General features: G+C 68.4%; 25 protein-coding genes and 1 tRNA gene. 8 read left to right on the top strand and 18 right to left on the bottom strand.

Features of this window, described 5'->3' with window-relative positions; translation table 11 throughout:
• Nucleotides 1-23: 23 nt before the first annotated feature.
• From pgk to HUA78_RS14240, 8 genes are all read left to right on the top strand, one after another.
• Nucleotides 24-1,211, top strand: coding sequence for a phosphoglycerate kinase (gene pgk / locus HUA78_RS14275; protein WP_174476488.1), 1,188 nt, complete (start codon nucleotides 24-26; stop codon nucleotides 1,209-1,211).
• Nucleotides 1,212-1,259: 48 nt separating this feature from the next.
• Nucleotides 1,260-2,033, top strand: coding sequence for a triose-phosphate isomerase (gene tpiA, locus HUA78_RS14270; protein ID WP_174476487.1), 774 nt, complete (start codon nucleotides 1,260-1,262; stop codon nucleotides 2,031-2,033).
• 93 nt (nucleotides 2,034-2,126) lie between these two features.
• Nucleotides 2,127-2,552, top strand: coding sequence for a preprotein translocase subunit SecG (gene secG / locus HUA78_RS14265; RefSeq protein ID WP_141640856.1), 426 nt, complete (start codon nucleotides 2,127-2,129; stop codon nucleotides 2,550-2,552).
• An 87-nt stretch (nucleotides 2,553-2,639) separates the two neighbouring features.
• Nucleotides 2,640-2,721: transfer RNA gene (locus HUA78_RS14260), tRNA-Leu, on the top strand.
• A gap of 364 nt (nucleotides 2,722-3,085) precedes the next feature.
• Nucleotides 3,086-3,235: a hypothetical protein gene (locus tag HUA78_RS14255; RefSeq protein ID WP_174476486.1), complete on the top strand. Its 150-nt coding sequence runs from the start codon at nucleotides 3,086-3,088 to the stop codon at nucleotides 3,233-3,235.
• Nucleotides 3,236-3,695: 460 nt separating this feature from the next.
• On the top strand, nucleotides 3,696-4,397 hold the full coding sequence (locus HUA78_RS14250; protein ID WP_254623709.1) for a DUF6585 family protein: 702 nt from the start codon (nucleotides 3,696-3,698) through the stop codon (nucleotides 4,395-4,397).
• Between the two features lie 33 nt (nucleotides 4,398-4,430).
• Nucleotides 4,431-4,910 (top strand): hypothetical protein, encoded by a 480-nt coding sequence (locus HUA78_RS14245; protein ID WP_174455073.1) that lies wholly within the window; start codon nucleotides 4,431-4,433, stop codon nucleotides 4,908-4,910.
• A 212-nt stretch (nucleotides 4,911-5,122) separates the two neighbouring features.
• Nucleotides 5,123-5,947: a DUF429 domain-containing protein gene (locus tag HUA78_RS14240; protein ID WP_174476485.1), complete on the top strand. Its 825-nt coding sequence runs from the start codon at nucleotides 5,123-5,125 to the stop codon at nucleotides 5,945-5,947.
• Between the two features lie 14 nt (nucleotides 5,948-5,961).
• Here HUA78_RS14240 and HUA78_RS14235 read toward each other — a convergent pair whose 3' ends face one another.
• From HUA78_RS14235 to HUA78_RS14150, 18 genes are all read right to left on the bottom strand, one after another.
• Nucleotides 5,962-7,683: an FG-GAP-like repeat-containing protein gene (locus HUA78_RS14235; protein ID WP_174476484.1), complete on the bottom strand. Its 1,722-nt coding sequence runs from the start codon at nucleotides 7,681-7,683 to the stop codon at nucleotides 5,962-5,964.
• Between the two features lie 306 nt (nucleotides 7,684-7,989).
• Nucleotides 7,990-9,768, bottom strand: coding sequence for a serine/threonine-protein kinase (locus HUA78_RS14230; RefSeq protein WP_174476483.1), 1,779 nt, complete (start codon nucleotides 9,766-9,768; stop codon nucleotides 7,990-7,992).
• A 123-nt stretch (nucleotides 9,769-9,891) separates the two neighbouring features.
• A complete protein-coding gene (locus HUA78_RS14225; RefSeq protein ID WP_174455077.1) occupies nucleotides 9,892-10,335 on the bottom strand; it encodes an excinuclease ATPase subunit in 444 nt (147 codons plus the stop codon).
• An 11-nt stretch (nucleotides 10,336-10,346) separates the two neighbouring features.
• A complete protein-coding gene (locus tag HUA78_RS14220) occupies nucleotides 10,347-11,585 on the bottom strand; it encodes a beta-ketoacyl-ACP synthase (protein ID WP_174455078.1) in 1,239 nt (412 codons plus the stop codon).
• A complete protein-coding gene (fabG, locus tag HUA78_RS14215) occupies nucleotides 11,582-12,313 on the bottom strand; it encodes a 3-oxoacyl-ACP reductase FabG (protein ID WP_174455079.1) in 732 nt (243 codons plus the stop codon). Before fabG ends, HUA78_RS14220 begins: the two co-directional genes overlap by 4 nt.
• Complete coding sequence (locus tag HUA78_RS14210; protein WP_174455080.1) at nucleotides 12,306-12,770, bottom strand: hotdog family protein; 465 nt, start codon at nucleotides 12,768-12,770, stop codon at nucleotides 12,306-12,308. Before HUA78_RS14210 ends, fabG begins: the two co-directional genes overlap by 8 nt.
• Nucleotides 12,770-13,951, bottom strand: a complete 1,182-nt coding sequence (locus HUA78_RS14205; RefSeq protein ID WP_174455081.1) for a beta-ketoacyl-ACP synthase — start codon at nucleotides 13,949-13,951, stop codon at nucleotides 12,770-12,772. The genes HUA78_RS14210 and HUA78_RS14205 overlap by 1 nt, the downstream gene beginning before the upstream one ends.
• A gap of 4 nt (nucleotides 13,952-13,955) precedes the next feature.
• Nucleotides 13,956-14,522: a DUF3261 domain-containing protein gene (locus HUA78_RS14200; protein ID WP_174476482.1), complete on the bottom strand. Its 567-nt coding sequence runs from the start codon at nucleotides 14,520-14,522 to the stop codon at nucleotides 13,956-13,958.
• Entirely contained in the window at nucleotides 14,510-15,742 is a 1,233-nt protein-coding gene (locus HUA78_RS14195) for a tryptophan 7-halogenase (protein ID WP_174476481.1), read from the bottom strand. Before HUA78_RS14195 ends, HUA78_RS14200 begins: the two co-directional genes overlap by 13 nt.
• Entirely contained in the window at nucleotides 15,739-18,057 is a 2,319-nt protein-coding gene (locus HUA78_RS14190) for an MMPL family transporter (RefSeq protein ID WP_254623708.1), read from the bottom strand. The genes HUA78_RS14195 and HUA78_RS14190 overlap by 4 nt, the downstream gene beginning before the upstream one ends.
• Entirely contained in the window at nucleotides 18,026-18,637 is a 612-nt protein-coding gene (locus tag HUA78_RS14185; protein ID WP_174455084.1) for an outer membrane lipoprotein carrier protein LolA, read from the bottom strand. Before HUA78_RS14185 ends, HUA78_RS14190 begins: the two co-directional genes overlap by 32 nt.
• Nucleotides 18,634-19,053, bottom strand: coding sequence for a thioesterase family protein (locus tag HUA78_RS14180; protein ID WP_141640870.1), 420 nt, complete (start codon nucleotides 19,051-19,053; stop codon nucleotides 18,634-18,636). Before HUA78_RS14180 ends, HUA78_RS14185 begins: the two co-directional genes overlap by 4 nt.
• On the bottom strand, nucleotides 19,043-20,599 hold the full coding sequence (gene hutH / locus HUA78_RS14175) for a histidine ammonia-lyase (RefSeq protein ID WP_174455085.1): 1,557 nt from the start codon (nucleotides 20,597-20,599) through the stop codon (nucleotides 19,043-19,045). The genes HUA78_RS14180 and hutH overlap by 11 nt, the downstream gene beginning before the upstream one ends.
• Nucleotides 20,574-21,518: an acyltransferase gene (locus tag HUA78_RS14170; RefSeq protein ID WP_141640872.1), complete on the bottom strand. Its 945-nt coding sequence runs from the start codon at nucleotides 21,516-21,518 to the stop codon at nucleotides 20,574-20,576. The genes hutH and HUA78_RS14170 overlap by 26 nt, the downstream gene beginning before the upstream one ends.
• The gene (locus HUA78_RS14165) at nucleotides 21,515-22,252 is read right to left on the bottom strand and encodes a glycosyltransferase family 2 protein (RefSeq protein WP_174462258.1); all 738 of its coding nucleotides are present in this window, start codon (nucleotides 22,250-22,252) and stop codon (nucleotides 21,515-21,517) included. Before HUA78_RS14165 ends, HUA78_RS14170 begins: the two co-directional genes overlap by 4 nt.
• The gene (locus HUA78_RS14160; RefSeq protein ID WP_174476480.1) at nucleotides 22,249-23,943 is read right to left on the bottom strand and encodes an AMP-binding protein; all 1,695 of its coding nucleotides are present in this window, start codon (nucleotides 23,941-23,943) and stop codon (nucleotides 22,249-22,251) included. The genes HUA78_RS14165 and HUA78_RS14160 overlap by 4 nt, the downstream gene beginning before the upstream one ends.
• Nucleotides 23,936-24,487, bottom strand: coding sequence for a hypothetical protein (locus HUA78_RS14155; protein WP_141640875.1), 552 nt, complete (start codon nucleotides 24,485-24,487; stop codon nucleotides 23,936-23,938). The genes HUA78_RS14160 and HUA78_RS14155 overlap by 8 nt, the downstream gene beginning before the upstream one ends.
• On the bottom strand, nucleotides 24,484-24,741 hold the full coding sequence (locus tag HUA78_RS14150) for an acyl carrier protein (protein ID WP_141640876.1): 258 nt from the start codon (nucleotides 24,739-24,741) through the stop codon (nucleotides 24,484-24,486). Before HUA78_RS14150 ends, HUA78_RS14155 begins: the two co-directional genes overlap by 4 nt.
• Nucleotides 24,742-24,756: the final 15 nt, after the last annotated feature.

The following is a 24,756-nucleotide window of genomic DNA, read 5'->3' as shown; positions in this document are numbered from 1 at the left end:
GTCAGGGGCCCAGGGGAGACCAGATGATCCGCTACATCGACGAGCTGCAGCTCACCGGCAAGCGCACCTTCATCCGCGTGGACTTCAACGTCCCGCTGGAGGGGCGGCGCGTGACGGACGACACCCGCATCCGAGAGGCGCTGCCCACCATCCGGCGAGCGCTGGAGCTCGGCGGGAAGGTCCTGCTGGCCTCCCACCTGGGCCGCCCCAAGGGCCCGGATCCCAAGCTGTCGCTCGAGCCGGTCGCCGCGCGACTGGCCGAGCTGCTCGGCCCCAAGCACGAGGTCATCCTCACGGATGACTGCATCGGGGACGGCGTGAAGAAGCAGGTGAAGGACCTGAAGGAAGGCCAGGTCGTCGTCCTGGAGAACCTCCGCTTCCACAAGGAGGAGGAGGCCAACGACGAGTCCTTCGCCCGCGAGCTGGCGGCGCTGGCCGACGTCTACATCAACGACGCCTTCGGCACCGCGCACCGCGCCCATGCCTCCACGGCGGGCATGGTGCCCTTCGTGAAGGAGAAGGCGGCGGGCCTGTTGATGAAGAAGGAGATCGAGTACCTGGGCCGCGTGCTGAAGAACCCGGAGAAGCCCTTCGTGGCCATCCTCGGGGGCTCCAAGGTCAGCGATAAGATCAAGGTCATCGAGAACCTGCTGCCCAAGGTGGACGCGCTGCTCATCGGCGGCGCCATGGCCTATACCTTCCTCAAGGCGCAGGGCGTGGAGGTCGGCAAGTCCCGCGTCGAGGGGGACAAGCTGTCGCTGGCCACGCGCCTCCTGGAAGCGGCGCACCGGCTCAAGACGCCCATCGTCCTGCCGGTGGACCACATCGTCGGCACGGAGCTGACGGACAAGAGCATCGCGCTCGAGACGCCGGACAACGTGGTGCCCCAGGACATGATGGGCCTGGATATCGGCCCCAAGACGCGCGCCATCTTCACCCAGCACATCCGCGACGCGCGCACCGTCATCTGGAACGGCCCCATGGGCCTGTTCGAGGTGGCGAAGTTCGCCGAGGGCACCCGCTCGGTCGCCACGGCCATGGCGAACAACAAGCAGGCTGTCACCGTCATTGGCGGCGGCGACAGCGCGGCGGCAGTGGAGCAGATGGGCGTGGCGAAGGAGCTCAGCCATGTGTCCACTGGCGGAGGCGCATCACTGGAGTTCCTGGAAGGTCAGGAGCTGCCGGGCATCAAGGCGCTGGAAACGCGTTAATCTTCCGCGCCGCCAAGCAACACCACCACACCTCTGGGGGAGCGATTCATGGCCGTCTCGGCTCGTCGTCGGAAGATCGTCGCCGGCAACTGGAAGATGAACAAGACGGTGCCGGAGGCGCTGGCACTGGTGCGCGAGCTGCGGGGGACCGTGGCCGCCGTCGGAGATGTGGTGGAGGTGGTGGTGGCGCCGACGTTCCTGGCGCTGCAGCCGCTGCACGTCGCGCTGGAAGGGGCGCCGCTGCAGCTTGCCGCGCAGAACTGTCACTGGGAGTCGTCTGGTGCCTTCACCGGTGAGGTGTCCGCGCCGATGCTGGCGGAGCTGGGGTGCGCCTACGTCATCGTGGGGCACTCGGAGCGCCGGCAGCTGTTCGGCGAGACGGACGAGACGGTGAACAAGAAGGCCCGGGCTGTCCTGGCGGCCGGCATGAAGCCCATCCTCTGCGTGGGCGAGACGCTGGCCGAGCGCGAGGCGAACCAGACCTTGGATGTCGTGGAGCGTCAGGTCCGGGTCGGGCTGGCGGGCTTCGAGGGGAAGGACGTGGCGACCTTCGTGCTGGCGTACGAGCCGGTGTGGGCCATCGGCACGGGGCGCAACGCGACGTCGGCCCAGGCCCAGGAGGTCCACGCGGCGATCCGTGGGCTCGTCGGTCGGCTGTACGACGGGGAGACGGCCGGGCGGGTGCGGATCCAGTACGGTGGCAGTGTGAAGCCCGACAACGCCGCGGAATTGCTGGGGCAGCCGGACATTGATGGGGCGCTTGTCGGTGGGGCGAGCCTCAAGGCGGGCGATTTCGCGGCCATCATCAAGGCGGCCACCTAGAGTAGGCTCACTGGCGGGCGGAAGAAGTTGTCACCCATTCGGCAGTTTGTGTAGGGTGCGCCTCCTTTTCACGGAACGTTCGAAAGATCTCTCATGCTGACCTTCGTCACGATCGTGCACGTCCTCGTTTGCGTGTTCATGATCTTCGTCATCCTGCTGCAGCCGGGTAAGGACGCTGGCATGGGCTCGGCCCTCGGCGGCGGCGCGGCCACGAGCGCCTTTGGTGGCCGTGGTGCCGTGACGTTCCTGAGCAAGCTCACGGGCGTCTGTGCCGCGATGTTCTTCTTCACTTCGCTCGGCCTCTCCTTCGTGGGGCTTCGCTCCTCGGTGGCGGCGGGTGGTTCGGTGGCTTCGCCTCCTCCGGCGGCTTCGGCTCCGGCGACCCCGGGCGCGGCGGCTCCGGCGGGCGAGCAGTCGGCGCCTGGCGCGGTCGAGCAGCCTCGTGGTGAGGCTCCGGCGGCTCCGGCGGAGGGCCAGTCGGCCCCTGCTCAGCCGGCGGCGCCGACTCCGGCTCCGTAAGAGCCCGTCGAATAAATCTGGAGCACGCAGCGGTTAGAAACTCGTTGCGTGATCCGGTGCGGTCCTGTAGATGGTCCGCGCAGAAACGCCCAGGTGGTGGAACTGGTAGACACACCATCTTGAGGGGGTGGCGCCGAAAGGTGTGCGGGTTCGAATCCCGCCCTGGGCACTCCGATAGAAGCCTCCGAGTCGAAAGACTCGGGGGCTTTTGTCGTTTCAGGGGTCGGGGTTGCCGTGGGGCCTGCGAAGGCGATGAGGACGTCCCTGGCGCAGAGGGAGCGAGTGTTCCGTCGTTCGGGGAGAGGGCGCGAGCGCTGCTTCGGATCCGGAGCGCGAGGTGGTCCGCAGCAGTCGCGGGCGCCGCTCACGTCTGTCGCGAGAGTGCGCGACTCCTCCTTTGTCCTGTTGGGGGTGACGCGCTCTCACGCGGGTCTTGGGCCCTTTGTCGCTCCTCGTGAGGCCGAGGCTCTTGGTTCCGGACCTCGCGCTCATCGCAGGGCAGGAGCGCTCGTCCCTTGTGGCGGAGATGGTGCGTGGCCTTCAGGAAGAATCGCGCCTCCAAGCCCGTGGGCGAGCACGTTCACCTTCCCGTGGAGCTCTTCATCAAGTCACTGCCTGATGGTGATGGGCGCGACTGCTGCTTCGGCTCGAAGTTCCCGCCGACCTGGCATCGACTTCATTGATGGGACGAGGTGGGCTCGTTCGCGTCGCAATGGGTGCTGTCGTTCGCTTCGCGACCTGTCGCTGAGGACACGTGTGGCGCGCGTGGGACTGTCTGCGTGGGCAGGCGAGCGACATTCCTGTGCTCTGCGAAAGCGAAGAGTGCCCACCTCCTTCCCGTGGAGCTGACCGAGGTGAAACACGACGGGATTGAAAACACACAACGCGTGAAGTCCTGCTCAGGGGTCTCTCAGTGAATGAGAGGCTGGAAGTGTTTGGCGTGTTGTATTGATTGGGTTTCCTCAGCTTGCCAGGGAATGCGTGACTTCACCGACTGTCTGCGGGCGCTCGAGTGTTTGGTGGTCGAAAAGGCGACTGTCATTGTCTATAAAGGGGTGAACGAACATTCATTCACCGGGACTTGTGGCCCTCGGTGAACCCATCCGGCCCGTTGGGAGCTGTCCCCTGAAGCGCGTACACACCTTGGTCTTCCCCACGCCGGCCGTTTACTGGCTCGTGGTGGGCCTCATCCTCATCTACGTGGTGATGGCGGCGGTGCTCGCACCCATGTCCATCCACCTGCTCCCGCTGTCGATGGTTCATGACCTGCTGCGGAGCTACTTCGGGTTCTTCATCCTCATCCTGGGCATCCCCTGCGGCATCTACGTGATCGGGTGGCGCGCCAGCGACCTGTTCGTCTGGCTGCGCGCCCCTGAATCACTGACGGTGGACTCGCTGCGGCTCACGTCCGGTGACACGACGCTGGCCTGGGGGAACGTGGGCAGCATCGTCCGCCAGCACAACCATGACCGCCTCGTGCTTCGCCACCGCGGCGGCAAGTACCGGCTGCGGCTGAACCTGTGGAGCGACTCGGACGAACTCGAGGCCGAGGTGACGGACCGTGTCGTCGCCGCGCTCCTGGACAAGGTGCGCCGCCAGGTCGCCTCGGGGCATTCCGTGGCCTTCGGCCCGCTGACGCTCAGCTCCGAGGGACTGACGCACAAGAAGCAGCTCATCCGCTGGGATGACATCGAGAGCATCCGCTTCCAGGACGGGCACGACCAGGGCGTGTCGACCCGGGAGCTGATCATCACGGCGCACGGGAGGTTCCGGAAGATCGACGAGGAGACGATCGTCAACGCCCCGGTGCTCCTGGCCTACCTGACCGACCGTCTCGAGCCGTGACTTTTTCCCCCAACCCCGAACAGGCATCACCTCATGGAAATCTATAGCTCTGCCAAGACGAAGGCGAAGTCGGACCAGCCGCACGCGTTCTACTACTCGCGCACGAAGCTCATCGTGGGCGCTGTCATCTGGACGCTGTCCACGGCCTTCTTCGGCGCGCTCACCTACCGCTCCATTGGCGAGACGGGCGTCATGGCCTTCTGCGGCTTCATCACGGCGACGTCCATCTGGATGATCTTCAACTGTGTCAAGCCGCTGGGAAGTCTGGACACGCCCGTGCTGACCATCGGCCGGGACGGCATCCTCTTCCCGGATGGCGTGCTGATTGCCTGGGACGACATGAAGGAGAACACCTACGTCGACCAGTCGTACATGGGCATCCCCATCGGGAAGTCGGTGGTCGTGAAGACCACTCTGAAGAAGCCCAAGGCCAAGCAACTGCGCGTCGCCGCCGTCCAGATGTCGAGCGACGAGTATCTGGCCATCTGCGACCGCTACAGCCAGGCCGCGTGATCCACTGCTGAGTCGCTCCTGCGTCAGGCCCTGCCAGGCCCGGCGCGGGAGGTCTCCTCCCAGTGTCGCGAAGTCACCGTGACACCGGGCGGAGACCGATGAACGAGTCCCGCGCGGACGCGGGCCGATGTGGCCCCTGCGATAGACTCCCGAGCGCCATGCCGCAGCCGTGAAGTTTGCGAGGCCCGGTCGAGATCAATCAGGAGAGGCATGTGACGCCGCGACTGAGCTCCTGCCGCATGTGGCTGCCTCATGAAGGACGAGCGGTGGGCGTGGACTGGAGCGGTGCGGTCCAGGCACACCGGAAGGTCTGGGCCGCGACCCTGAGCTTCAGGGGCGGCCAGGGGCACCTCGTCCAACTCCAGCGGCCATTCTCTTCACGAGGCGCGAAGGCGGTGTCGGAGGGCCTGGGCCCGTGGCTGGCGGCCCAGGTCGTCGACGTGGTGGGACTCGACTTCTGCTTCAGCCTCGAAGCCAGCCAACTGGTCGCATTGGGTCTTCCCGTCACGGGCCCTCGAGAACTGGGACAGGCGATCGGCGAGATGTTCACCTCGGCGGAGTCGTTCAGGGCCGCCGTCGGGCCAGAGAAGAAGCGCGTCACGGAGGTGGAGTGCTCCGCGCCGTTCGCCCCCACCAACCTGCGCATGTACAAGCAGACCTATTGGGGCCTGCGGGCACTCGGTTCCTGTCGCGGCGCCTTTCCTCCCTGGAGCACGAGCCCCGGGCCCGCCGTGGTGGAGGTCCTCCCAGCCGAGGTCGTCCGGTGGCTCGGCCTGCCCAAGACCTACAAGGGCCGTGGCTTCGAGGAACGCCGACGAGAAATCCTCCGGCGCGTCCGCGAGTCCACGGACCTGCGCATCCCCGACAGCGACCTGCTCACGATGGTCTCTGACGCGGACGGAGATGCGCTCGATGCACTGCTGGCCGCACTGTCAGCCGCGTCGGCGTGGTCCTCGGGTTTCACCGGCGCCCCTCCCACGTCGGCAAGCACGGGGGAGGGGTGGATCTTCTCCGTGAGGCAGCGACCCGAGCAGTAGCGAGACTCGACTGCTCAGTACGTCCCGATGTCGTAGACAGTCGACAGCCAGTTGCCGCAATTCCAGCCAGTGCCCGTCGACAGACACACCGGGTAGCGCGCCCAGGAGCGGTGGACCTGGACGACGTCGGTGCGCCCATCGCCGTTGACGTCCGCCGTCATGAACCGCTGCTCGGAGGACCCCGAGTTGTAGATGGTTGCCGACGAGTTGCTACAACTCCAGCCGGAGCCCGTGGAGTAGCACGTGGGGATGCTCCCCCAGCCACGGTAGGTCTGGATGACGTCCGTGCGCCCGTCCCCGTTGAAGTCGCCCGTCAGCATCTGCTGCTCATGCGAGCCCGAGTTGTAGAACGTGCCCGACGGGATGTTGCAGGACCAGGTCGCCGAGGCCAGGCCGTAGCATAGCGGCATGGCATTCCATCCGCGATAGGACTGGAGGATGTCGTCCCGCCCGTCGCCGTTGAAGTCGCCGGTGAGGAAGTCCTGCTCGGCATTGCCCGCGTCGTACATGGCTACGCTGGGGTTGCTGCAGGACCAGGCCGTGCCCGTCGACAGACACACGGGCTGCGTCAACCAGCGGCGATACGCCTGCGCGATGTCATCCCGCCCATCGCCATTGAAGTCTCCCGACAGGTAGCGCACCTCGGGAGAGTCCGTCGTGCGGAGCGTGGCCGCCGGGTTGTTGCAGGACCAGCCGGTGCCAGTGGAGCGACACACGGGCAGCATCGACGAGTCGTGGTACGCCTGCGCGATATCCGTCTTCCCATCACCGCTGAAGTCGCCGGTGATGAAGCGCTGGCTCCCGGTTCCCCAGTTGTAGATGTCCGCATAGGGATTGGAGCAGGACCAGGCCCCCAGGCCCGTGGAGTAACAGACCGGGTAGCTGGCCCAGAAGCGATAGGTCTGCACCAGGTCCGTGCGTCCGTCGCCGTTGAAGTCACCCGTGACGTACCGCTGCTCCGGAGAACCCCAGTTGTAGACGGTCGCGGAAGGGTTGGTGCACGACCATCCACTCCCCGTCGAGCGGCACATGGGAATAGAACCCCAGCCCCGGTACGTCTGGAGGATGTCCGCGCGGAAGTCGGAGTCCACCTTGGCGACGTGGAACTGCTGGTCGGCCCCACGAGGCTGCCCGTAGAACTGCCGCACGCCCTGGATGTCCGTGGTGCTGAGCTGCCCGTCGTTGTTCCAGGTCGGGCTGCAGTAGTTCATCACCGACATCAAGTCCCAGGCGCCCACGTAGGTGTCCCCGTCACTGCCCTGGGACGGAGTGGTGCAGGTGGACGGTGTGTCTCCACGGTTGTGCTCGTGCGCGAAGCCCAGGGCGTGGCCGAACTCGTGAACGCCGATGGAGCGGATGCAGTGCTCACGCTGCGCGGCGCTGGAGGCACAGGAGGGGCTCCAGTTGGCGAAGGTGAAGTTGAGCACCATGCCCTCGACCTCGTCCTCGATTTCAGTGCCCAGGCCTTCCGTGTGAGGCCCTTCGTCGCTGATGGTGATGCGGATGTCCGCGGAGCTGGGGCAGGCGCCCCAACCGGAGAACACCAGGTTGCTCTCCTTCTCCCAGGTGTCGCGGATGGAGGTGCGCACCCACTCTTTCTCGGTAGCGGAGCCCGGCGTGTCCCAGCACACCGTCAGGTTGGGGCGCCCCCAGACTTCGTCCGAGTCGACATACAGCGACTGCTCCGACGTGCCGATGGCCACGAGGGATGCGTCGGTAGTCGGAGTGGAGTCCATGGGGGCGCCACATGCGACGAGCAGTCCTGCGCCCATGGTGAGGAGGAGCCCTCGGGCTCCAGTGAGCCCGGTGTTTCGGTGCCTTGATGTCTCGATGAACATGACTTTCCCTTGGCGGACGCGAGGCGCCATCCAGAGGGACAGGCGCCTCGCGCAGGAATCGAACGCGAGACACCAGGATTCTTCGCCCGGGTCCGTTCAACTCGGACGCTCCGAGACGCTGATATGTCTTTGTTGGCGGAATGCGGAGCGCCGCCCCACGTGCTGGCACGGCTCCCGAATTCCGCCGTCGGCGCCACTCGTGGCTCAGCCCGGCCCTCGGAGGAGCCGGGTGGCCTCCTCGCTTTGGGGTTGCGCATCCTTCTGCCCGATGAGCTGGGTGGGCTCCAACTCGGCAGGCGCGGAAGTTGGCGCACGGGTCAGGAGGGCCTGGACCTCTTCGGGCGTGGGGTCGCTCAGCTCTGACAGCTCGCGCTCATGCGACCAGCGCTCCGGGTAGTTCTCACGCAGCCAGCTCGCGAGGTCGACCACGGGAAGCGCCTGCCTCACGGGGAGCAGCGCCTGCTCCAACTCGCTCGCATCCGAGAAGCGCTTCGCGGGCGTCAGGTGCAGCGCCTTCTCCACAATCCCACGAAGCAGCCGATTCACGGGGGGAGCCTCCGGGCCTTCCCACCGCGCGCGCTGTTGCAGGCTCAGGCTGATGCCCGGAAGGTCTCCCCAGAGCAGCTCATGGAGGACGCAGCCGAGCGCGTAGATGTCACCCGACGTCGTCGCCTCCCCACCCGCCCGACGCTCCGGAGGCATGTACGCGAGCTTGCCAATGACATCGCCGGCCTGGGTGAGCCGACTCACGGGAGGCAGAGACGCCGTCGAACGCGAAGCCAGCTGCTCCTGCGGACTGCCCACCCCATGCGCGATGCCGAAGTCGACGACCTTCACCACCCCGTCGAACGTCACCACCAGGTTGTCCGCGCTGATGTCGCGGTGGATGACGCCTCGCTCGTGCGCGTACGCGAGCCCCTTCAGGGACTGCAGGCAGATCTCCACCACGACCTCGAGCGGCACCTCGCCCCCGCGTCGCACCAGCCTCGCGAGCTTCAGTGCGTTCACCCCGCTCAGGTACTCCATGACGATGAACCACGCGCCGTCCACCTGTCCCAGGTCGTGCACGGACACGATGTTCGGGTGGTGCAGGCGCGCGGCGGTGCGAGCCTCTCCAATGAAACGGTGGAGCCGGACGGCCGGGTCTTCACTGTCCTCGTCGACCATCCGCTTGAGGACCACCAGCCGATGAAACCCCGCGCGGCCCGTGCGCACCGCCAACCAGACCTCGCCCATGCCGCCACGTCCGAGGCGCGAGAGCCGTCGGTAGCGATGAATTCCCGTGCCCAGGTCCGCGCCCCTCAAGGACCGAGCGGTGAGGATGGCGAGCGAGGTGGTGGCCAGGAGCAGGAACGGAAGACCCACGAGCGCGAACAGGGGCGGACCTGAAATCCACCCGACGTCCACCGCCAGCTCTCGCCCCAGGATGCCCAGCGCGAGCAGGGCGGCCCCAAGCACCGCCGCGGCCATGGCGCCCCGACGCTTCAGTGTCAGCAAGGCCTCCAGGGCCCACGTGCCTCCCACCGTCACGGCCAGCAGCCAGAACATCGGCAGCCCCAACCCCACCGTCGCGCGGGACAGGTCCTCGGACGTCATCCGGGGCCCCGACGTCGCCAGCACGGACCCGAGCACGTCCGCGACCCGCATCGCGCCGAACGCCACCGCCACACCCAGCAGCACCCGCCGCGAGCGCGTCAACGGCACGTCCAGCAAGGCCCAGAGGACTCGCAGCAACGTGTAGGGCAGGGGAATGGAACACAGCGCGCCGAGCAACAACCACGGACGGGTGTCCACGAACATCCACCCGACCTCGTGCCGAGTGGCCCCCGCGGAGAGGCTCAGCGCCGCGAAGCCCAGGAAGCTCGTCGCGAGCCACAGCTGGACACGTTGGGAGCGCACCGCCGCCCAGGTCGCGAAATGCACCAGCGCGAGCACGAAGAATGCCCCCGCGAGCGCCAGGTGCAGCATCGTGTAGGGAGTCACGGGCGGAAGCCTAACCCAGACACCTCGGTACTCGCGAATTGCAGCCTATCCAGGAGGACGCGGCCGCCGTGAGCACCCCGGGGATGACGCGAGGTGCGCTCGCGTCATCGACCCGGCGAACAGCTACTTCTTGCCCGCGACCTTCGCGTAGGTGCCCTTGAGCGTCACGCCGACGGCGAAGGTGCCGGCATGGCACTCGATTTCGGAGGCGTTCTGCAGCTCGTTCCTCTTGTAATAGCTGACGATGTTGACGACAGCGTTGGCGCCACGCTTCTGGGCGCCTTCCTGGAGCGCAATCAGCGCCGACAGGATGGCCCACTTGCAGCCCTCCTCGTCGGACTTGCCCACGCCGCTGGTCTTCTTGTTGGAGACGTCCTCGCCCAGCTCCTTGGTGACTTCGGGCGTCTTCGCGCCGGCCAGGTAGAACTTCACCGTGCCATCCAGCTTCCCCTGGGCCTGCGGCATCGACAGGACGGAGGCGAGCGGAATCATCGTCACGGTGTCTCGCGCCAGCGCGGGGCTGGAGACGGTGAGCGCGAGCAGCGACAGCAGCATTGCCTTCTTCATGGGTTTCTCCGTCACTGCCACCGGCGGAAGATCAACGACGTGTTGATGCCGCCGAAGGCGAAGTTATTGGTCATGACGACCTCGGTCTGGATTCTTCGGCCATCCCCCACCAGATAGTCCAGCGGAGCGCAGCGCGGATCCACCGAGGCCGCGTCCAGGTGCAGCGTCGGGGCGAACCAGCCCGAGCGCATCATCTCGATGGTCATCCACGCCTCCAGCGCCCCGCAGGCCCCCAGGGTGTGCCCCATGTAGCTCTTGAGCGAGGAGATGGGCATCCGCTCACCGAAGACCTGCTGCGTCGCCGTGGTCTCCGCCACGTCGCCCGTGTCGGTGGCCGTGCCGTGGGCATTCACGTACTCCACGACGCCCGGCTCCAGGCCCGCGTCCTCCAGCGACAGGCGCATGGCCTGGGCCATGGTCTCCGCGTGGGGCTGGGTGATGTGTCGCCCGTCGCTGTTCGTGCCGTAGCCGACCAGCTCCGCGTAGATGCGCGCGCCTCGGGCCCTGGCATGCTCCAGCTCCTCCAGCACCAGCGTGCAGGCGCCTTCGCCGAGGACCAGGCCGTCGCGCTGCGAGTGGAAGGGCCGGGGCGTCAGCTCGGGCGTGCCGTTGTTCTTCGTGCTGGTGGCGAACAGGGTGTCGAACACCGCGGCCCCCGTGGCATCCAGCTCCTCGGCGCCGCCCGCGAGCATCGCCACCTGCCGGCCCATCTTGATGGCCTCGTACGCGTACCCGATGCCCTGGCTCCCCGACGTACACGCGCTCGAGGTGGTGATGATGCGGCCCGTGAGGCCAAAGAAGACGCCGATGTTGACCGCGGCGGTATGGGACATGGACCGCACGTAGGACGTAGCGGTGATGCCCTCGGTGCTCTTGGCCACCAGCATCCGTCCGAAGTCACCGATGCTCGGCGGCGAGCCCGTGGACGAGCCGTAGGACACGCCCATCTTCCCGCTCGACAGCAGCGGGTCTCCCAACAACCCGGCATCGACGAGCGCCAGCTCACTGGCACGCGTGGCCAGCAGCGCCACCCGGCCCATGCCCCGCATCGTCTTGCGCGAGTACGTCTGCGGCGGCAGCACGAAGGGCGCGGCGGGGGCACCCACCTGCGTGTTCAGCCCCTCGTACTGCTTCCAGTCCTCGATGACCTGCACCGCGTTGCGCAGCGACTTCAGCCGCGCCTCCACTTGCGGCCAGTCGTGACCCAGGGGGCTGAGGGCTCCAAAGCCCGTGACGACGACGCGCCTCATCCGAACAGCCCTCCATTCACGGAGATGACCTGCCGCGTGACATAGCCCGCGTCCTCGCTCATCAGGAAGCTCACCGCGGCGGCGACCTCCTCGGGCCGCCCCAGGCGCTTCGCCGGAATCAACTTCAGCGCCTCCTCCACGATGTGCGGCTCCACCATCTCCGTGTCAATCAAACCGGGCGCCACGCAGTTGACGGTGATGCCCCGGCTCGCCAGCTCCACCGCCAGCGCCTTCGTGGCGCCGATGATGCCGGCCTTCGCCGCGCTGTAGTTCACCTGGCCTCGGTTGCCGGTGAGCCCGGAGACGGAGGACAGCGTGACGATGCGCCCCGGCTTGCGCCGGCGGACCATCGGCATGGAGAGGGGATTGAGCACGTTGTAGAAGGCGTCGAGGTTGGTGTGAATCACCGCGTCCCAGTCCTCGGGCGGCATGGCGGGGAAGGCGTTGTCCCGGGTGATGCCCGCGTTGCACACCACGCCGTAGTAGCAGCCGTGTGCCTCGACGTCGGCGAGCAGCGCCTTCTCCGTCTCGGCGCGGTCCGCCACGTCGAAGCGCAGCACGCGGGAGGCCCGTCCCAGCTCGCGGACCTGGGCGGCCACCGCTTCCGCTTCCTCGACCTTCGCGCGGCAGTGCACCACGACGTCGAAGCCGTCGCGCGCCAGCCTCAGCGCCACGGCGCGGCCGATGCCCCGGCTGGAGCCCGTCACCAGTACCGACTTCTCACTCATCCGTGCCCGCCTTCATCACGTCCATCGAGGCCGGGGGCTGGAACACCGTCAGCGCGGCCGTGGCCACCGTCTCGTCTCCAATCCCGAGCGTACAATCGAACTGGCTCATCCCGTTGTCCGTCCAGAACTGCCGGCGGACTTCGATTCGCAGCTGCTCGCCCACCTTGAACGAGGGACGGCTGCACTCATACCGACGGGTGCCGAGCAGGAAGCCCATCCGCTGCGTCTCCCCCTGCAGCCGCTGCCGCCAGCCCGCGTAGGCCGCGATGGCCTGGGCCATGAACTCGATGCCCACCCAGCCCCCCACGGCGCCGGCCTCCTGGAACAGGCAGTCCTCGCGCAGCGTCACCTCGGCCACGAGGCTCTCCTCGTCGCCCTCCACCGCGCGGTCGATGAGCCGCATGCGGTCGGCGTGGGGCACAATCTCGGAGATGTCGAAGGCAATGGGCGTGCGCATCAGGCCCTTCCCAGGATGAGGGCGGCATTGCTGCCACCGAAGGCGAACGAGTTGCTCAGGACATAGCGCGGCGGGCGCCCGAGCGCCTCACCGGGCTTCACCAGCGCGAGGGCGGGCAGTGACGGGTCAGCCACTCCATCCCACCAGTGCGGAGGCAGCCGCCCCTGGGCGTCGTCCGTGAGGGTGAGCCAGCACAGCGCCGCCTCCAGCGCCCCCGCGGCCCCCAGCGTGTGGCCCGTGAGCGGCTTCGTGGAGCTGCACGGCACGTTGCCCCCCAGAAGCGCGCTCACCGCCCGGCTCTCCATGGCGTCGTTCTGCGGCGTCGCGGTGCCGTGCAGGTTGACGTAGCCCACGTCGGCCGGGGTGATTCCCGCGCGCCCCAGCGCCGTCCTCATGGCGATGAGCGCGCCCCGGCCCCCGGGCTCGGGCGCGGAGAGGTGGTGCGCGTCCGAGGACTCGCCCCAACCCGCGAGCCGCACGGGCCCAGGCTCGCGCGTCATCAGGAACAGGGCCGCGCCCTCGCCGATGTTGATGCCCCGGCGGTGGACGCTCATCGGGTTGCAGCGCGCGTCGCTCACCGAGTCGAGCGACGTGAAACCCGCGATGGTGAAGCGGCACAGCGCGTCCGCGCCGCCCGTGATGACGGCGTCTGCCGCGCCGGAGCGCAAGAGCCGCGCCGCCGTGGCCAGGGCCTTGGCGCTGGACGAGCACGCGGTGGAGATGACGAACGAGGGGCCCTTCACGCCCAGCACATGGTTCAGCGCCATGGCGGGAGAGCCCAACTCTTGTTGACGGACATCGAAGTTGGAGGGGAGCTGGCCAGTGGCCGCGCGCGAAACGATGGCGGCCTCGCTCTCCCCGATGCCGGAGGTGCTGGTACCCAGGACCACGGCCACGCGCTCCGGGCCATAGCGCCGCATGGCCTCGTCCACGGCGGGACGCACCTGGGAGAGCGCGGAGAGGAGGAGCGCGTTGTTCCGGCTGCGCAGCGGCACCGGCAGCTCGTCCGTGGGGGGGAGCGGCTTGGTGACGTACCCCACGTGGAGTGGCCGGTCCGCGAAGTCGAAGCGCTCGGAGACGCCCGTGGGCCTGTCACCGAAGAGGGCCGTGGCCACCTCGAGCAGGCCTTGTCCCAGGGCGCAGACGAGGCCGAGCTGATTCAGGAAGACGGGCGGAATCATGAGCTCATTCCTCCGAGGGGCGTGACTCGATGGTCAGCCGGTAATGCTCCGCCAGGTTGACCAGCTCCGCGCGGCCCACCCAGCGCGGCTCTCCATCATAACGCACCGTGAGCCAGTCCTTGTCCGCGTGGCGCAGCACGCGCATGCCCGGCGAATCCTCCAGCGTCCAGTCCGGCGGCAGGGCCGCGCGCACCGCCGGGGCCGGCCAGTAGACCAACTGGAGGTCCCGCAGCACCGTGCGCGACTGGAGCTGCTCGGGCACGCGAGCGTCCCGCTGCTCGTCCAGCTTCGCGCCGTCCCACTGCAGGGTGAAGACGCGCTGACCCAGCGCGAACCCCGCCAGCTGGAGCGACGACACGTCGATTTCGACGAGCGCCTCCAGCGAGCGAGGTCCGCCCGGGTCCGCGTCATGCGCGAAGCTCAAGCGCTGCGACAGGCTCACGCTGCCTCCGAACGTCGCCGGAGCCAGCGTGAGCGTGGGCAGGGCCACCTCCGGCGCCACCGGCCGCGGGGGCGAAGTGACGCAGGAGACGAGCCCGAACAGGACGACGATGGGAATCAGGTGGCGCACAGCTGCTCGAGTACGCCGAGCCGTCGCCGGCTGTCAGCCACGAAGGGGTTCTCCTTGTCCCAGGCGTAGCCGGCCAGGATGGCGGAGATCATCCGACGCACCTCGGGGGACGCGTTGGGGTGGAAGATGACGTTCTGGAAGCCGCCCGCGTACCAGGACTCGACGAAGGTGCGGAACGTGTCCACGCCCGCCTTGAGCGGCACCGCGTAGTCGCGCTCCCAGTCCACCGTCTCGCCCGCGAACACACGGCCGATGCACTTGGACGCGAGGCTCGCGGACTTGACGGCGATGGTGACGCCCGAGGAGAACACCGGGTCCAGGAACTCGCCAGCGTTGCCCAGGAGCGCGAAGCCGTTGCCCCACAGCGACTTCACGTTCGCCGCGTAGCCGGTGATGCTGCGCGCGGGCGTGTCCCAGACGGCGTCCTTCAAGAGCTTCGACAGCGTCGGGTCATCCGCGACGATGGCCTTGAGCCGCTCGGTCTCGGTGCCCTGGAACTGCTCCAGGTACTCGCGCCTGGCCACCACGCCCAGCGAGCAGCGCCCGTTGGAGAAGGGGATGGTCCAGTACCAGACGTCCACGTGCTTGGGATGCACGGTGACGCGAATCTTGCTGCGGTCGAAGTTGCCGCCGGACGGCACGCGGTCCTCCACGTGCGTGAAGAGCGCGCCGCGCACCGGGAAGTTCGACGGCGTCTCCAACTGGAGCAGGCGGGGCAGCACACGGCCAAAGCCGCTGGCGTCGAGCAGGAAGCGCGCCTGCACGCGGTAGGTCTCGCCCTCGGGCGAGCGCACCGTGATTTCGGGCTCCGCGCCGGTGACATCCACGGACTCGACGGTGTGGCGGAAGCGCAGGGTGGCGCCCATGCGCTCGGCGGCGAGCGCCAGCACGTGGTCGAAGGTTCCACGCTGCACCTGGTACGTGGTGCCCCAGCCCTTGGAGAACTTGTCGCGGAAATCGAAGTCCGTGTACGTCTCGCCGCGCGCGAAGGCCGCTCCATTCTTGAACTGGAAGCCCGCCTCCACCACGTCGCGAATCATCCCCGCTTCCTCGATGTACTCCATGCTCTGCGGCAGCAGGCTCTCTCCGATGGAGAAGCGAGGGAACTGCTCGCGCTCCAGGATCAACACCTGACGACCCTGCTTGCGCAGAATCCCCGCGGCCACCGAGCCAGAGGGGCCCGCCCCAATGATGACGACTTCTGTCTTTTCTACCTTCACGACACGTCCTTGCCAGGAGGCAGTCTGCAACAGGGCGTGAGCAACCAGATGGTGACTTCGCCCAGGAGCATGGTGAGACCAAAGGAGCGCAGGGCCGGAGTGGCCGAGAGCCCCAGGAGACCGAATGAGAGGAGGGTGCTCACGCCCGCGAGTGCCACCGCGAGCCAGGCGGAGCCCTCACCCGGGTGCTCCAACATGAAGATTCCGTAGTCCACGCCCATGCCCAGCAGCAGCATGAGGCCCAGCACGCTGAAGAGCTGGAGCGGCTCGCCCACCCAGCCGAACACCGCCAGCGTGACGAGCGTGCCCACCACCGTGGGCAGCCAGGCCCGCCACGCCTCGCGTCGGAAGCGCACGACGAGCAGCAACAGCACCGCGACATAGCCCAGCAGGATGAGCCCGCCCATGAGCCGGCGGTAGCGCTCCAGGAGCCGGGAGATCTCCTGCGTCTTGTCCACCCACCGCACGCCCTCCAGCCCCTGAGCGGCGTCGGCGATGCGCGGGAGCACCGACGGGTCATTCAGCCCGCGCAGCATGACGATGCTGAAGTGCTTCTCGCCCAGGCGCCCCAACCACTGCTGCCGGATGGCCGCCGAGGCGGGACTGGCGAGCAGCCGCTCCGGAGTGAGCACGTCGTCCGCGAAGCGCGCGCGGGTGGGCTCCTCGCCCGTGGCCTGGGCCACGGCGGCCACCGCCTGCGCTTCCGCGCGGGCGCTCAGCTTCGCGTCCGAGCGCTGCTGCTCCGCGCTGGGCAACCAGTCAGACACCGCGCGATAGCCCGCGAGGACCTTGTCCGTCACCAGCGGGTCCAAGCGCGCCTTCAGCGAAGCCTCGCGCGCGAGCACCTGCTCCTCGTCCTGGCCTCCCACGAGGAAGAACTGGGCGGGGCTGGGCAACCCGAGGAGCCGCCCCAGCTCGCGCTGGTCGGCGATGAGATGCGCCGGCGCGCCCTGCAGCTGTCGCACGTCATCGCGCGTCCGCACGCGCCACAGCCCTCCGATGATGAACAGGACGAGCGCCGCGGTCCCCACCCACCACGCGCGGGTGGAGGCGAAGCGGGGCCAGCGCGCCAGGGACGTGGCGAAGCGCGTGGAGAAGGACGTCACGGGCAGGGCGCCGGTGTCCAGCGTCGGGAACCAGCAGGCCACCGTCAGGAACGCGCCCACCAGTCCCGTGGCGGAGAACAGCGCCATCTGCCGCAGCCCGGGGAAGGGCGCCACGCCCAGGGCCAGATACGCCACCACGCTGGTGAGCAGCGCCATCACCATGCCCGGCAGCAGGCTGCGCATCAGCGGCCCGCGCTCGGAGGGCGGCTTGCCCTGGCGCGCGGCGAAGTAGTGGAAGCCGTAGTCCTCCGCCACGCCGACCAGGCTGGAGCCAAAGACGAGCGTGAGCAGGTGGACCCGCTCGAACACGAGCGCCGTGACGCTCATCGCCACCGCGCAGCCGATGCCCAGCGACACACCCACCAGGATGATGGGCCGCACCGAGCGGAACGTCAGCCACACCAGCACGAGCACCGCCACCAGCGAGCCGATGCCAATGGTGGACATCTCGTTGCTGGCCTGGGACGCGGCGGCCTCCGCGTACAGCGGCACGCCCGCGGCCACCACCCGGCTGCCGGGCACCTGCGTCGTCACGGCGGCCCGCGCGCGGTCCACCACGGTGGTGATGTTTCCGTCGGCGCCCAGCGCGAAGGCGGAGACCTGGCTGTGCCACGCCAGGAGCACCCACTCGCGGCCTTCGCCAGACAGCCAGAGGCGACCGTCGCGCGGGCGCGCGGTGCTTTCGGAGGCGCGCGCCGCCCACCAGTCCGGCCACAGGCCCAGCGGGTCCGCCTCCCAGTCCGTCAGGTGGGGCCCCGCGGGCTGGTACAGCTTCATCAGCGCCGTGCCGCCCAGCTCCTCCGGTGTCGCCCGCGAAAGCCACGTGCGCTGCGCGGGCGTCAGCAGCCTGTCTCGATAGGGACGGTACAGCTCCAGCGCCGCATCCAGCGAGGACGCGTCCAGGGCGGAGGGGCTCAGGAGCGAGGTGTCCTTCGAAAGCTCCGCCGTGACGAGGTCCGCCGCGCGCTGGGCGGATGCCCAATCCGGCGCACCCACCAGCAACACCAGCTCCCGGCCCGCCTGGTCCGCGAGCTTGCGCGTGGCGGCATCGACCTCCGGGGCCTGCTCGTCCTCGGGCAGGAGCGCCAGGACGTCGGTGTCCAGGCGCGCCGAGCGCCAGAACTGGACCTGGTGCACACCCACGGCCAGCACCACCAACAGCCAGAGGATGGCGGCCCTATTTCGCAAGACGCCCGGCTTCCGCGTCATTGGGGGCGGGTGTCTGGCTCAGCTTGTCGAACTGGATGACGCTGGTGTCGCCGCGCGCCTCGTCCAGCTTGACCTGCCTCACGTACGAGTCTCCCTCCAGATGGATGCTCTTGAAGACCCGCGCGAGGCCCGCGTCCGTGGGCGTCAGGGTCAGCTTCCAGCCTGTCGTGCCCACGAGCTCGCCCTCGACGCGAAAGCGCTTGGACAGCGCGGCCACGTCACCGGACAGGAGCGCGAACATCACCTCGTTCATCGCCGCGAGCCCCGGCTCCTTGCTCGCGTCCAGGCGATAGGCCGCCGCGCCCGTTCCCTGCTCGGCGCTCAGCGACTTGCGCGTCAGCGTGAGCGTGGACGCGAAGGGCACCCGCGTGTCCCACAGCACGCCGTGCTCCCGCGACAGCAGGAACGCCCCGCGCGAGACGAGCGGCTTCTTGAAGCCGGCCACCGTCTTCTTCTGCTCGAAGTCCCCCCGCAACAGCGGCACGTCCGCCAGCCGGGCTCGGACCCCCGCGACGATGTCGTCACCGGCGCTGGCCGTCGAGCCCACCAGCAGCATCACCAGCAAGAGCGCGCGCTTCATTCGGGCTTCACCCCCAGCCGCTGCCAGAGCACCGGCGGACAGATGTACTGGAGCTCCTTGGTGGCCATCGACACGGCGACCTGGACGGTGTGGGCCTGGTTCACCTTGCGGCCCGTGGAGGCGTCTCGAATCACATAGTCGATACGGAGCCGGTTCTCCCATTCGGTGATTTCGGCGCGAATCTTCAGCGTCTTTCCGTAGAGCGCGGGCTGCACGTACTTCAGCCGCATGTCCACGACGGGCCACGCGAAGCCGGACGCCAGCATCTGCGGGTAGTCGTAATCGAACTTCGCCAGGAGCGCGCACCGCGCCAGCTCCAGGTACTTCACGTAGTGGCCATGCCAGACGACCTCCATCAGGTCGATGTCATGGAAGGGCGGCGACAGCTCGATTTCATGGCTGAGGTCAGGCCTCATAGAGCCCCCACTCGCGGGCGCGGATGGCGCCCAGCAGCCCTTGCAGCTCCTTGTCCAACGCTCGGTCCTCCACCACCAGCGGGATTCGCTGCTCCAGATCGGCCTGCATCGACGCAAGAGACGGCGCCAGATTCATTTCTTGAGCAATCCGGCCGCGCAGGGTGATTCCCTGACGCGCCGCGATGAGCATCGCCGCCACCACCTGCTCGGACAGCTCCAATACCCGGAGGCAGTCGCGCGCGGCGATGGTGCCCATGCTCACCTTGTCCTGGTTGTGGCACTCGGTGGAGCGGGAGAACACGGACGCGGGCATCGTCTGCTTGAGGGCCTCCGCCGTCCACGCGGAGACGCTGATCTGCACCGCCTTGAGCCCGTGGTTGATGGCCGCGCGGGGCCCCGTGGAGCCGGAGAGGTTGGAGGGCAGCCCGTGGTTGTAGCGGGTGTCCACCAGCAGCGCGAGCTGCCGGTCCATCAGGTCCGCCACGTTGGCCACGGCCGTCTTGAGCCCGTCCATGGCGAAGGCGATGTGGCCCCCATAGAAGTGGCCGCCGTGCAGCACCCGCTCGCTGTCGGGGTCGATGAGCGGGTTGTCGTTGGCGCTGTTCAGCTCGTTCTCGATTTGCGCCCGGAAGAAGGGCAGGGCGTCCTCGAGCACGCCAATCACGTGAGGCGCGCAGCGCAGGGAGTAGCGGTCTTGCAAGCGCTGCTCGTTGCGGCTCGGCCGGTCCGTGGCCAGGTCCACGCGCAGTCGCGCGGCCACGCGCTGCTGTCCCACATGCGGCTTGAGGGCGAACAGCGCCTCGTCGAAGTGGTGCGCGTTGCCGGCGCTCGCCACCACGTTGAAGGCGGTGAGCCGGGTGGCCAGTCGTCCCAGGTACTCGGCGCGCTCCCACGCGAGGCAGGCCAGGGCGGTCATCACCGCCGTGCCATTCATGATGGCCAGGCCTTCCTTGGGGCGCAGCTTCAGGGGCTTCAGGTCGTGCCGCGCGAGCACCTCCGCGGCGGGACGTCGCTCGCCCCGGTACCAGACCTCTCGCTCTCCGCAGAGCACCGCCGCCACGTAGGACAGCGGCGTGAGGTCGCCACTGGCGCCCACCGAACCCTCGGCGGGAATCAGCGGCAGGATGTCGTGGCGCAGGAGCAGCTCCAACTGGGTGAGCAACCCCAGCCCCACGCCGGACACACCCTGGGCCAGCGAGGCCAGCCGCGCCGCCAGCACCGCGCGCGTCTCCTCGGGCGTCAGGAACCGGCCGGCTCCAATGCCGTGGTACGCGTAGAGGTGGTGCGGCAGCTCGGCGATCAGCTCGGGCGGAATGGAGACGGTGCACGAGTCTCCGTACCCCGTCGTCACGCCGTAGATGTTCCCGTCCTCCGCCAGCAGCCGGTCCAGGAACTCCGCGCCCCGGGTGATTCTGCGGCGGAAGTCGGTGGAAGTGCTCAGCTCGGCGTCGCGCTCCCGGCGCGACAGCGCGGACACGTCTTCAATGGCGAGCCGGCTCCCATCGAACCGGACCGCACGCTCATTCTTGATTCCTGGCGGAGGCATTCGCCTGATCCCAAAAGGGAAAGAAGTTGAACCAATCGAACGGAGAGCGCTTCAGCAGCGCCGTCACCCGCTCGGCATAGTGTTGGGCGTGGCCCGTCAACGCGGCCGCGCGCTTGCCCCGGGGGAGCTCGACACGCTCGGCCAGGGTCTCGAAATGGATGGTGTATCCGTTGTTCTCGTGGATGCACCCCAGCAGGTACAGCGGGCACTTGAACAGCGAGGCCAGCACGTAGGGCCCCACGGGGAAGGCGGCCTTGTGCCCCAGGAAGTCCACGTCCACCGTCTGACTGGCGCTCACCGGCACCCGGTCTCCGGCAATCACCACGAACCCGCCCTCCGTCACGTACTTCTCCAGCGCGACGGCTGTCCCAGGCCCCATGTCCGTGACTTCCACCAACTGGAAGCCGCTGTCCGGATTGAGCCGCTTGAGCAGGCGGTTGAACTGCTCGGCATGGCGGGTGTGCACCAGGATGTGGAGCTTCACTTCGCCACGCTTCTCCGCCATGGCGCGACACAGCTCCAGGCAGCCCATGTGCGCGGTGACGATGATGCCGCCCTTGCCCGCCTTCACCACCTCGTAGAACTGCTCGCGCCCCTCGGTGTGGACCTGCTCGAAGCGGTATCTCCCGCTGACGGCCAGGAGCTTGTCGAGCATCGTCTCCGCGAAGGTGACCATGTGGCGCAGGCTGTCGCCTCGCCCGGGTTTGCGCCCGAGCGCGCCGGTGGCCTGCTCCACCCGCGAGAGGTACTGGAGCGACGCCTTGCGCACCACGGGGCGGGCCAGCCAGTGCACCAGGACCACGGGGTACAGACAGAGGCGGAACGGCCAGCGCCCCAGCAGCCGGTGGACCCAGTACAACAGCCAGATGCCGAGCACGAAGGTGCTCTCGCCCATCTCCGCCCAATGCCGCGGCTTCATGCGGAGACCTTCCGCCACAAGAGCAGCGGCAGCCGCAGCAACATCCCGAAGAAGAGCCGGGCGTGCATGCGGGAGATGCGCACGTTGTCCCAGAGCACGTCGAAGTGGGAGATGCCGTCGGTGGGGTAGCGCACCTGGGTGGGCTGGTTGAGGATGCCCACCCCTCGCCAGTACAGCCGCACGATGACTTCCACGTCGAAGTCCATGCGCCTGCCAATGCTCACCGTGTCGATGAGCGCGAGCGTGGGCGTCAGCGGATACACGCGGAAGCCGCACATCGAATCGCGGATGGCCAGTGACAGCGTGTTGATCCACACCCAGATGTGCGTGGCGTAGCGGCCGTACAGCCGGCCCTTGGGCACCGACTCGTCGTAGATGGGCGTGCCGCAGATGATTTTTTCCGGGGCCGAGGCCGCCAGCTCGACGAAGCGGGGGATGTCCCGGGTGTCGTGCTGGCCGTCGGCGTCAATCTGCAGCGCGTGGCTGAAGCCGGAGGCCTTCGCCGCCCGGAAGCCCGCCATCATCGCCCCGCCCTTGCCCTCGTTCCGGGGCAGGCGCACCAGCTCGATGCCAGACCTGTCCGCCTCCGCCAGCGTGTCCAGGACCTTCGCGCAGCCCGGCTCGCTGCCGTCATCCACCAGCAGGCATGGCAGCCCGTGCGCGCGCACGGAGTTCACCACCGCGCCCACCGCCTCGCCGTGGTTGTAGACGGGAATCACCACGCAGAGCTTCATCCGCGGACCTCACCGAGCAGGATGCGGCCGCTCCCGTGGGTGCCGGCCTCGGAGGTGAACTTGAACTGGAGGCTGCCCTTGGCCTGTGTCCAGGTGAGCTCCAGGGTGAGGAGCGTCTCGGGGACGATGAGCTGCTGGAACTTCACCGCCTCCATGCGGAGGAACTCCGGCGGGAGCGTGAACAACTCCCGGCCCAGATGGAGCGCCCACTCGATTTGCGCCACGCCGGGCAGGATGGCCTTCTCCGGGAAGTGGCCCTTGAAGTACGGCAGGCTCGCCGGTGTCTCGATGCTCAGCACGGCGCGGTCCGCGGTGTGCTCGAGCACGCGCAGGGGCGGGCGGCGGGAGTCGAAGAGGGCGACGAGCGCGGCCTCGGTGGATTTGCCCTGGGAGTTGACTGGCATCGCCTCCAGATACCGGAATCGACGCGGAAGGACACTGGGCTCGAACTGGGAAGACAGGTGCTTTCGAAGGGCCCGGTTCAGGAAGGGCTTTCCACTGTCGGCGTGAAGGTGCCGGCCGGTGGGCCCCAGCACGGCCACCACCCCCAGAACCGAGCGGTTTCCCTCGGACAGGGGCACCACCCGCGCCTCGCGGACCAGGTCACTCTCCAACAGGGCCCGCTCCATGGCGCTCAAGGAGACCCGCTTCTCCTCCAGTTTGAGCAACCGGTCCATGCGCCCCAGCAGCTCGAAGCCCTCTGGCAGCAGCCGGGCCCGGTCCTCCGTCTGGAACCAGTTCCCATCCGGCAGGTGGGGGGAGCGGACCGCCAGGGCGTCCTCCGTCAGGCGGACCTCCACGCCGGGCATCGTCCTCCAGCTCAGCGCCTCGTCCTGGGTGCGCTGGCGCCAGGCGATGCCCCCGGTCTCCGAGCTGCCGTAGACCTCCACGGGCGCCTGCCCGAGCAGTCCGCGACAGGCGTGCAGCGCGTCGGTGGACAGGGGGCCCCCCGAGGAGAACACCGAGCGCAGGTTCCCCCGCACGCCCGCCCAGTCCAACGTGTCCGGCAGCCGCTTGAGGTGGGCGGGGCTGGCGATGAGCGCCGCCGGCCCGTGCGAAAGCTCGGCGACGATGTCCTCGGGGTACGGCAGGCTCCGGGCCAGGAACGGCCGGCCCGACGTCAGCGGCCAGAGGACCCGGAACAGCAGGCCGTAGATGTGCTGGTGCGACACCGTGGCGAGCACTCGGCTGGGACCGAGCCTGTCATCGAAGAGGTCCGCCAGCGTGGCGACCTCGCGGGTGAGCTGCCCCAGGTGTTTGGGGATGGCGGCGGGCTCTCCGCTGGAGCCGGAGGTGTAGACGACCAGCGCCTGGGCCTCCGGGGAGAGCGGCGTCCACTCCGCGCGCGCGCCCTCCTGGAACTTCAGGAGCGGGGTGGACGAGGGAATCTGGCCGGCGAAGCCGTCCACCTCGCCGCGGAGCTTCTCGCGCGTGGTGGGCTGGATCTCCGAGGGAAGATAGACGCACCGGCCCGCGTGCCAGGCGCCGAGCAGGGCCGCGGCGAACTCGAAGGTGTCCTCGAAGGAGAGGGCGAAGCGGTGGCCCTCGTGCCGCTCGTACGCGGCGCGCCAGCCGGCGGCCCGGGCCTCGAAGTCCGCGAAGGCGAGCACCTGCCCCTCGCGAAACGCCACCGGGAAGTCGGAGGGGCGTCCACGGCTGAGGAGGTGTTCGATGGCGATGCGCTCAGCCATGGGCGTGGCTTGCCTTCACGCGTCGGCGCACCAGCCACTCCCCGGCGAAGAGCACGCCCATCAGCCCATAGGCGATGAGCCCGTTGTACAGCGCCCACGTGGCGTCACTGGCCCACAGCGCGGTGCCCAGCGCGATGCTCCCGTTGACGACGAAGAACCCGCACCACACCTGCGTCACCCGCCGCGTATAGGCCACGCCGGACGGGGGGAGCTCCGGCTCGCGCAGCCGCGCCAGCCGTTCGATGACGCTGGGCGGGGACACGAGGCTGGTGGCGAAGACGGTGAGCAGCATCGTGTTCACGAGCACCGGATAGAGCTTCAGCGGCAGGGCGTGGTTGCCCAGCAGGCTGGTGCTCGCGAGGACCAGGGCCCCCGCGGCCGTGACGAGCCAGACACGCTCGCGCGTGGCCACGGCCCGCACGACGGCCATGCCCGCCAGGGGCACCGCCATCCAGCGAGGCTCGAACCGGCCCAGGCCCCAGTACACCAGCAGCGGATACGCGAGGCTCAGCACGCCGAGCAGCGCTGGACGCAGAAGCTTCACGCCGCCACGGACTCGTCGAGCAGGCTGTGCAGGGCGTCGACGACGTCCTGAATCGTCCGGACCGACTTGAAGACCTCCGGCGGAAGCCGCTTGCCCGTCACGGGCTTGAGCTTCACGAGCAGGTCCACGGCATCGATGCTGTCGATGTCCAGGTCGTCGCGGAGGCGGGCCTCGGGGGTAATCCGGGCCGGGTCGATGTCGAAGGTGTCCTGCAGGAGCGTGCGCAGGTTCTCGAAGAGCTGGGTCTTGGTCATGTGCATATCCCCCTC

Source organism: Myxococcus sp. CA033 (genome assembly GCF_013336625.1).
Classification (GTDB): Bacteria; Myxococcota; Myxococcia; order Myxococcales; family Myxococcaceae; genus Myxococcus; species Myxococcus llanfairpwllgwyngyllgogerychwyrndrobwllllantysiliogogogochensis.
The sequence above is the reverse complement of the archived record's forward strand: the minus strand, read 5'-3'. Positions and strand labels throughout refer to the sequence as shown.

What these genes read in the sequence shown, in the direction of transcription:
- fabG (WP_174455079.1), bottom strand. Translation starts at nt 12,313, where the DNA reads ATGAGTGAGAAGTCGGTACTGGTGACGGGCTCCAGCCGGGGCATCGGC.
- HUA78_RS14160 (WP_174476480.1), bottom strand. Translation starts at nt 23,943, where the DNA reads ATGGCTGAGCGCATCGCCATCGAACACCTCCTCAGCCGTGGACGCCCC.
- HUA78_RS14150 (WP_141640876.1), bottom strand. Translation starts at nt 24,741, where the DNA reads ATGACCAAGACCCAGCTCTTCGAGAACCTGCGCACGCTCCTGCAGGAC.
- HUA78_RS14235 (WP_174476484.1), bottom strand. Translation starts at nt 7,683, where the DNA reads ATGGACTCCACTCCGACTACCGACGCATCCCTCGTGGCCATCGGCACG.
- secG (WP_141640856.1), top strand. Translation starts at nt 2,127, where the DNA reads ATGCTGACCTTCGTCACGATCGTGCACGTCCTCGTTTGCGTGTTCATG.
- HUA78_RS14210 (WP_174455080.1), bottom strand. Translation starts at nt 12,770, where the DNA reads ATGCGCACGCCCATTGCCTTCGACATCTCCGAGATTGTGCCCCACGCC.
- tpiA (WP_174476487.1), top strand. Translation starts at nt 1,260, where the DNA reads ATGGCCGTCTCGGCTCGTCGTCGGAAGATCGTCGCCGGCAACTGGAAG.
- HUA78_RS14220 (WP_174455078.1), bottom strand. Translation starts at nt 11,585, where the DNA reads ATGAGGCGCGTCGTCGTCACGGGCTTTGGAGCCCTCAGCCCCCTGGGT.
- HUA78_RS14165 (WP_174462258.1), bottom strand. Translation starts at nt 22,252, where the DNA reads ATGAAGCTCTGCGTGGTGATTCCCGTCTACAACCACGGCGAGGCGGTG.
- hutH (WP_174455085.1), bottom strand. Translation starts at nt 20,599, where the DNA reads ATGCCTCCGCCAGGAATCAAGAATGAGCGTGCGGTCCGGTTCGATGGG.
- HUA78_RS14170 (WP_141640872.1), bottom strand. Translation starts at nt 21,518, where the DNA reads ATGAAGCCGCGGCATTGGGCGGAGATGGGCGAGAGCACCTTCGTGCTC.
- pgk (WP_174476488.1), top strand. Translation starts at nt 24, where the DNA reads ATGATCCGCTACATCGACGAGCTGCAGCTCACCGGCAAGCGCACCTTC.
- HUA78_RS14245 (WP_174455073.1), top strand. Translation starts at nt 4,431, where the DNA reads ATGGAAATCTATAGCTCTGCCAAGACGAAGGCGAAGTCGGACCAGCCG.
- HUA78_RS14190 (WP_254623708.1), bottom strand. Translation starts at nt 18,057, where the DNA reads ATGACGCGGAAGCCGGGCGTCTTGCGAAATAGGGCCGCCATCCTCTGG.
- HUA78_RS14185 (WP_174455084.1), bottom strand. Translation starts at nt 18,637, where the DNA reads ATGAAGCGCGCGCTCTTGCTGGTGATGCTGCTGGTGGGCTCGACGGCC.
- HUA78_RS14180 (WP_141640870.1), bottom strand. Translation starts at nt 19,053, where the DNA reads ATGAGGCCTGACCTCAGCCATGAAATCGAGCTGTCGCCGCCCTTCCAT.
- HUA78_RS14225 (WP_174455077.1), bottom strand. Translation starts at nt 10,335, where the DNA reads ATGAAGAAGGCAATGCTGCTGTCGCTGCTCGCGCTCACCGTCTCCAGC.
- HUA78_RS14205 (WP_174455081.1), bottom strand. Translation starts at nt 13,951, where the DNA reads ATGATTCCGCCCGTCTTCCTGAATCAGCTCGGCCTCGTCTGCGCCCTG.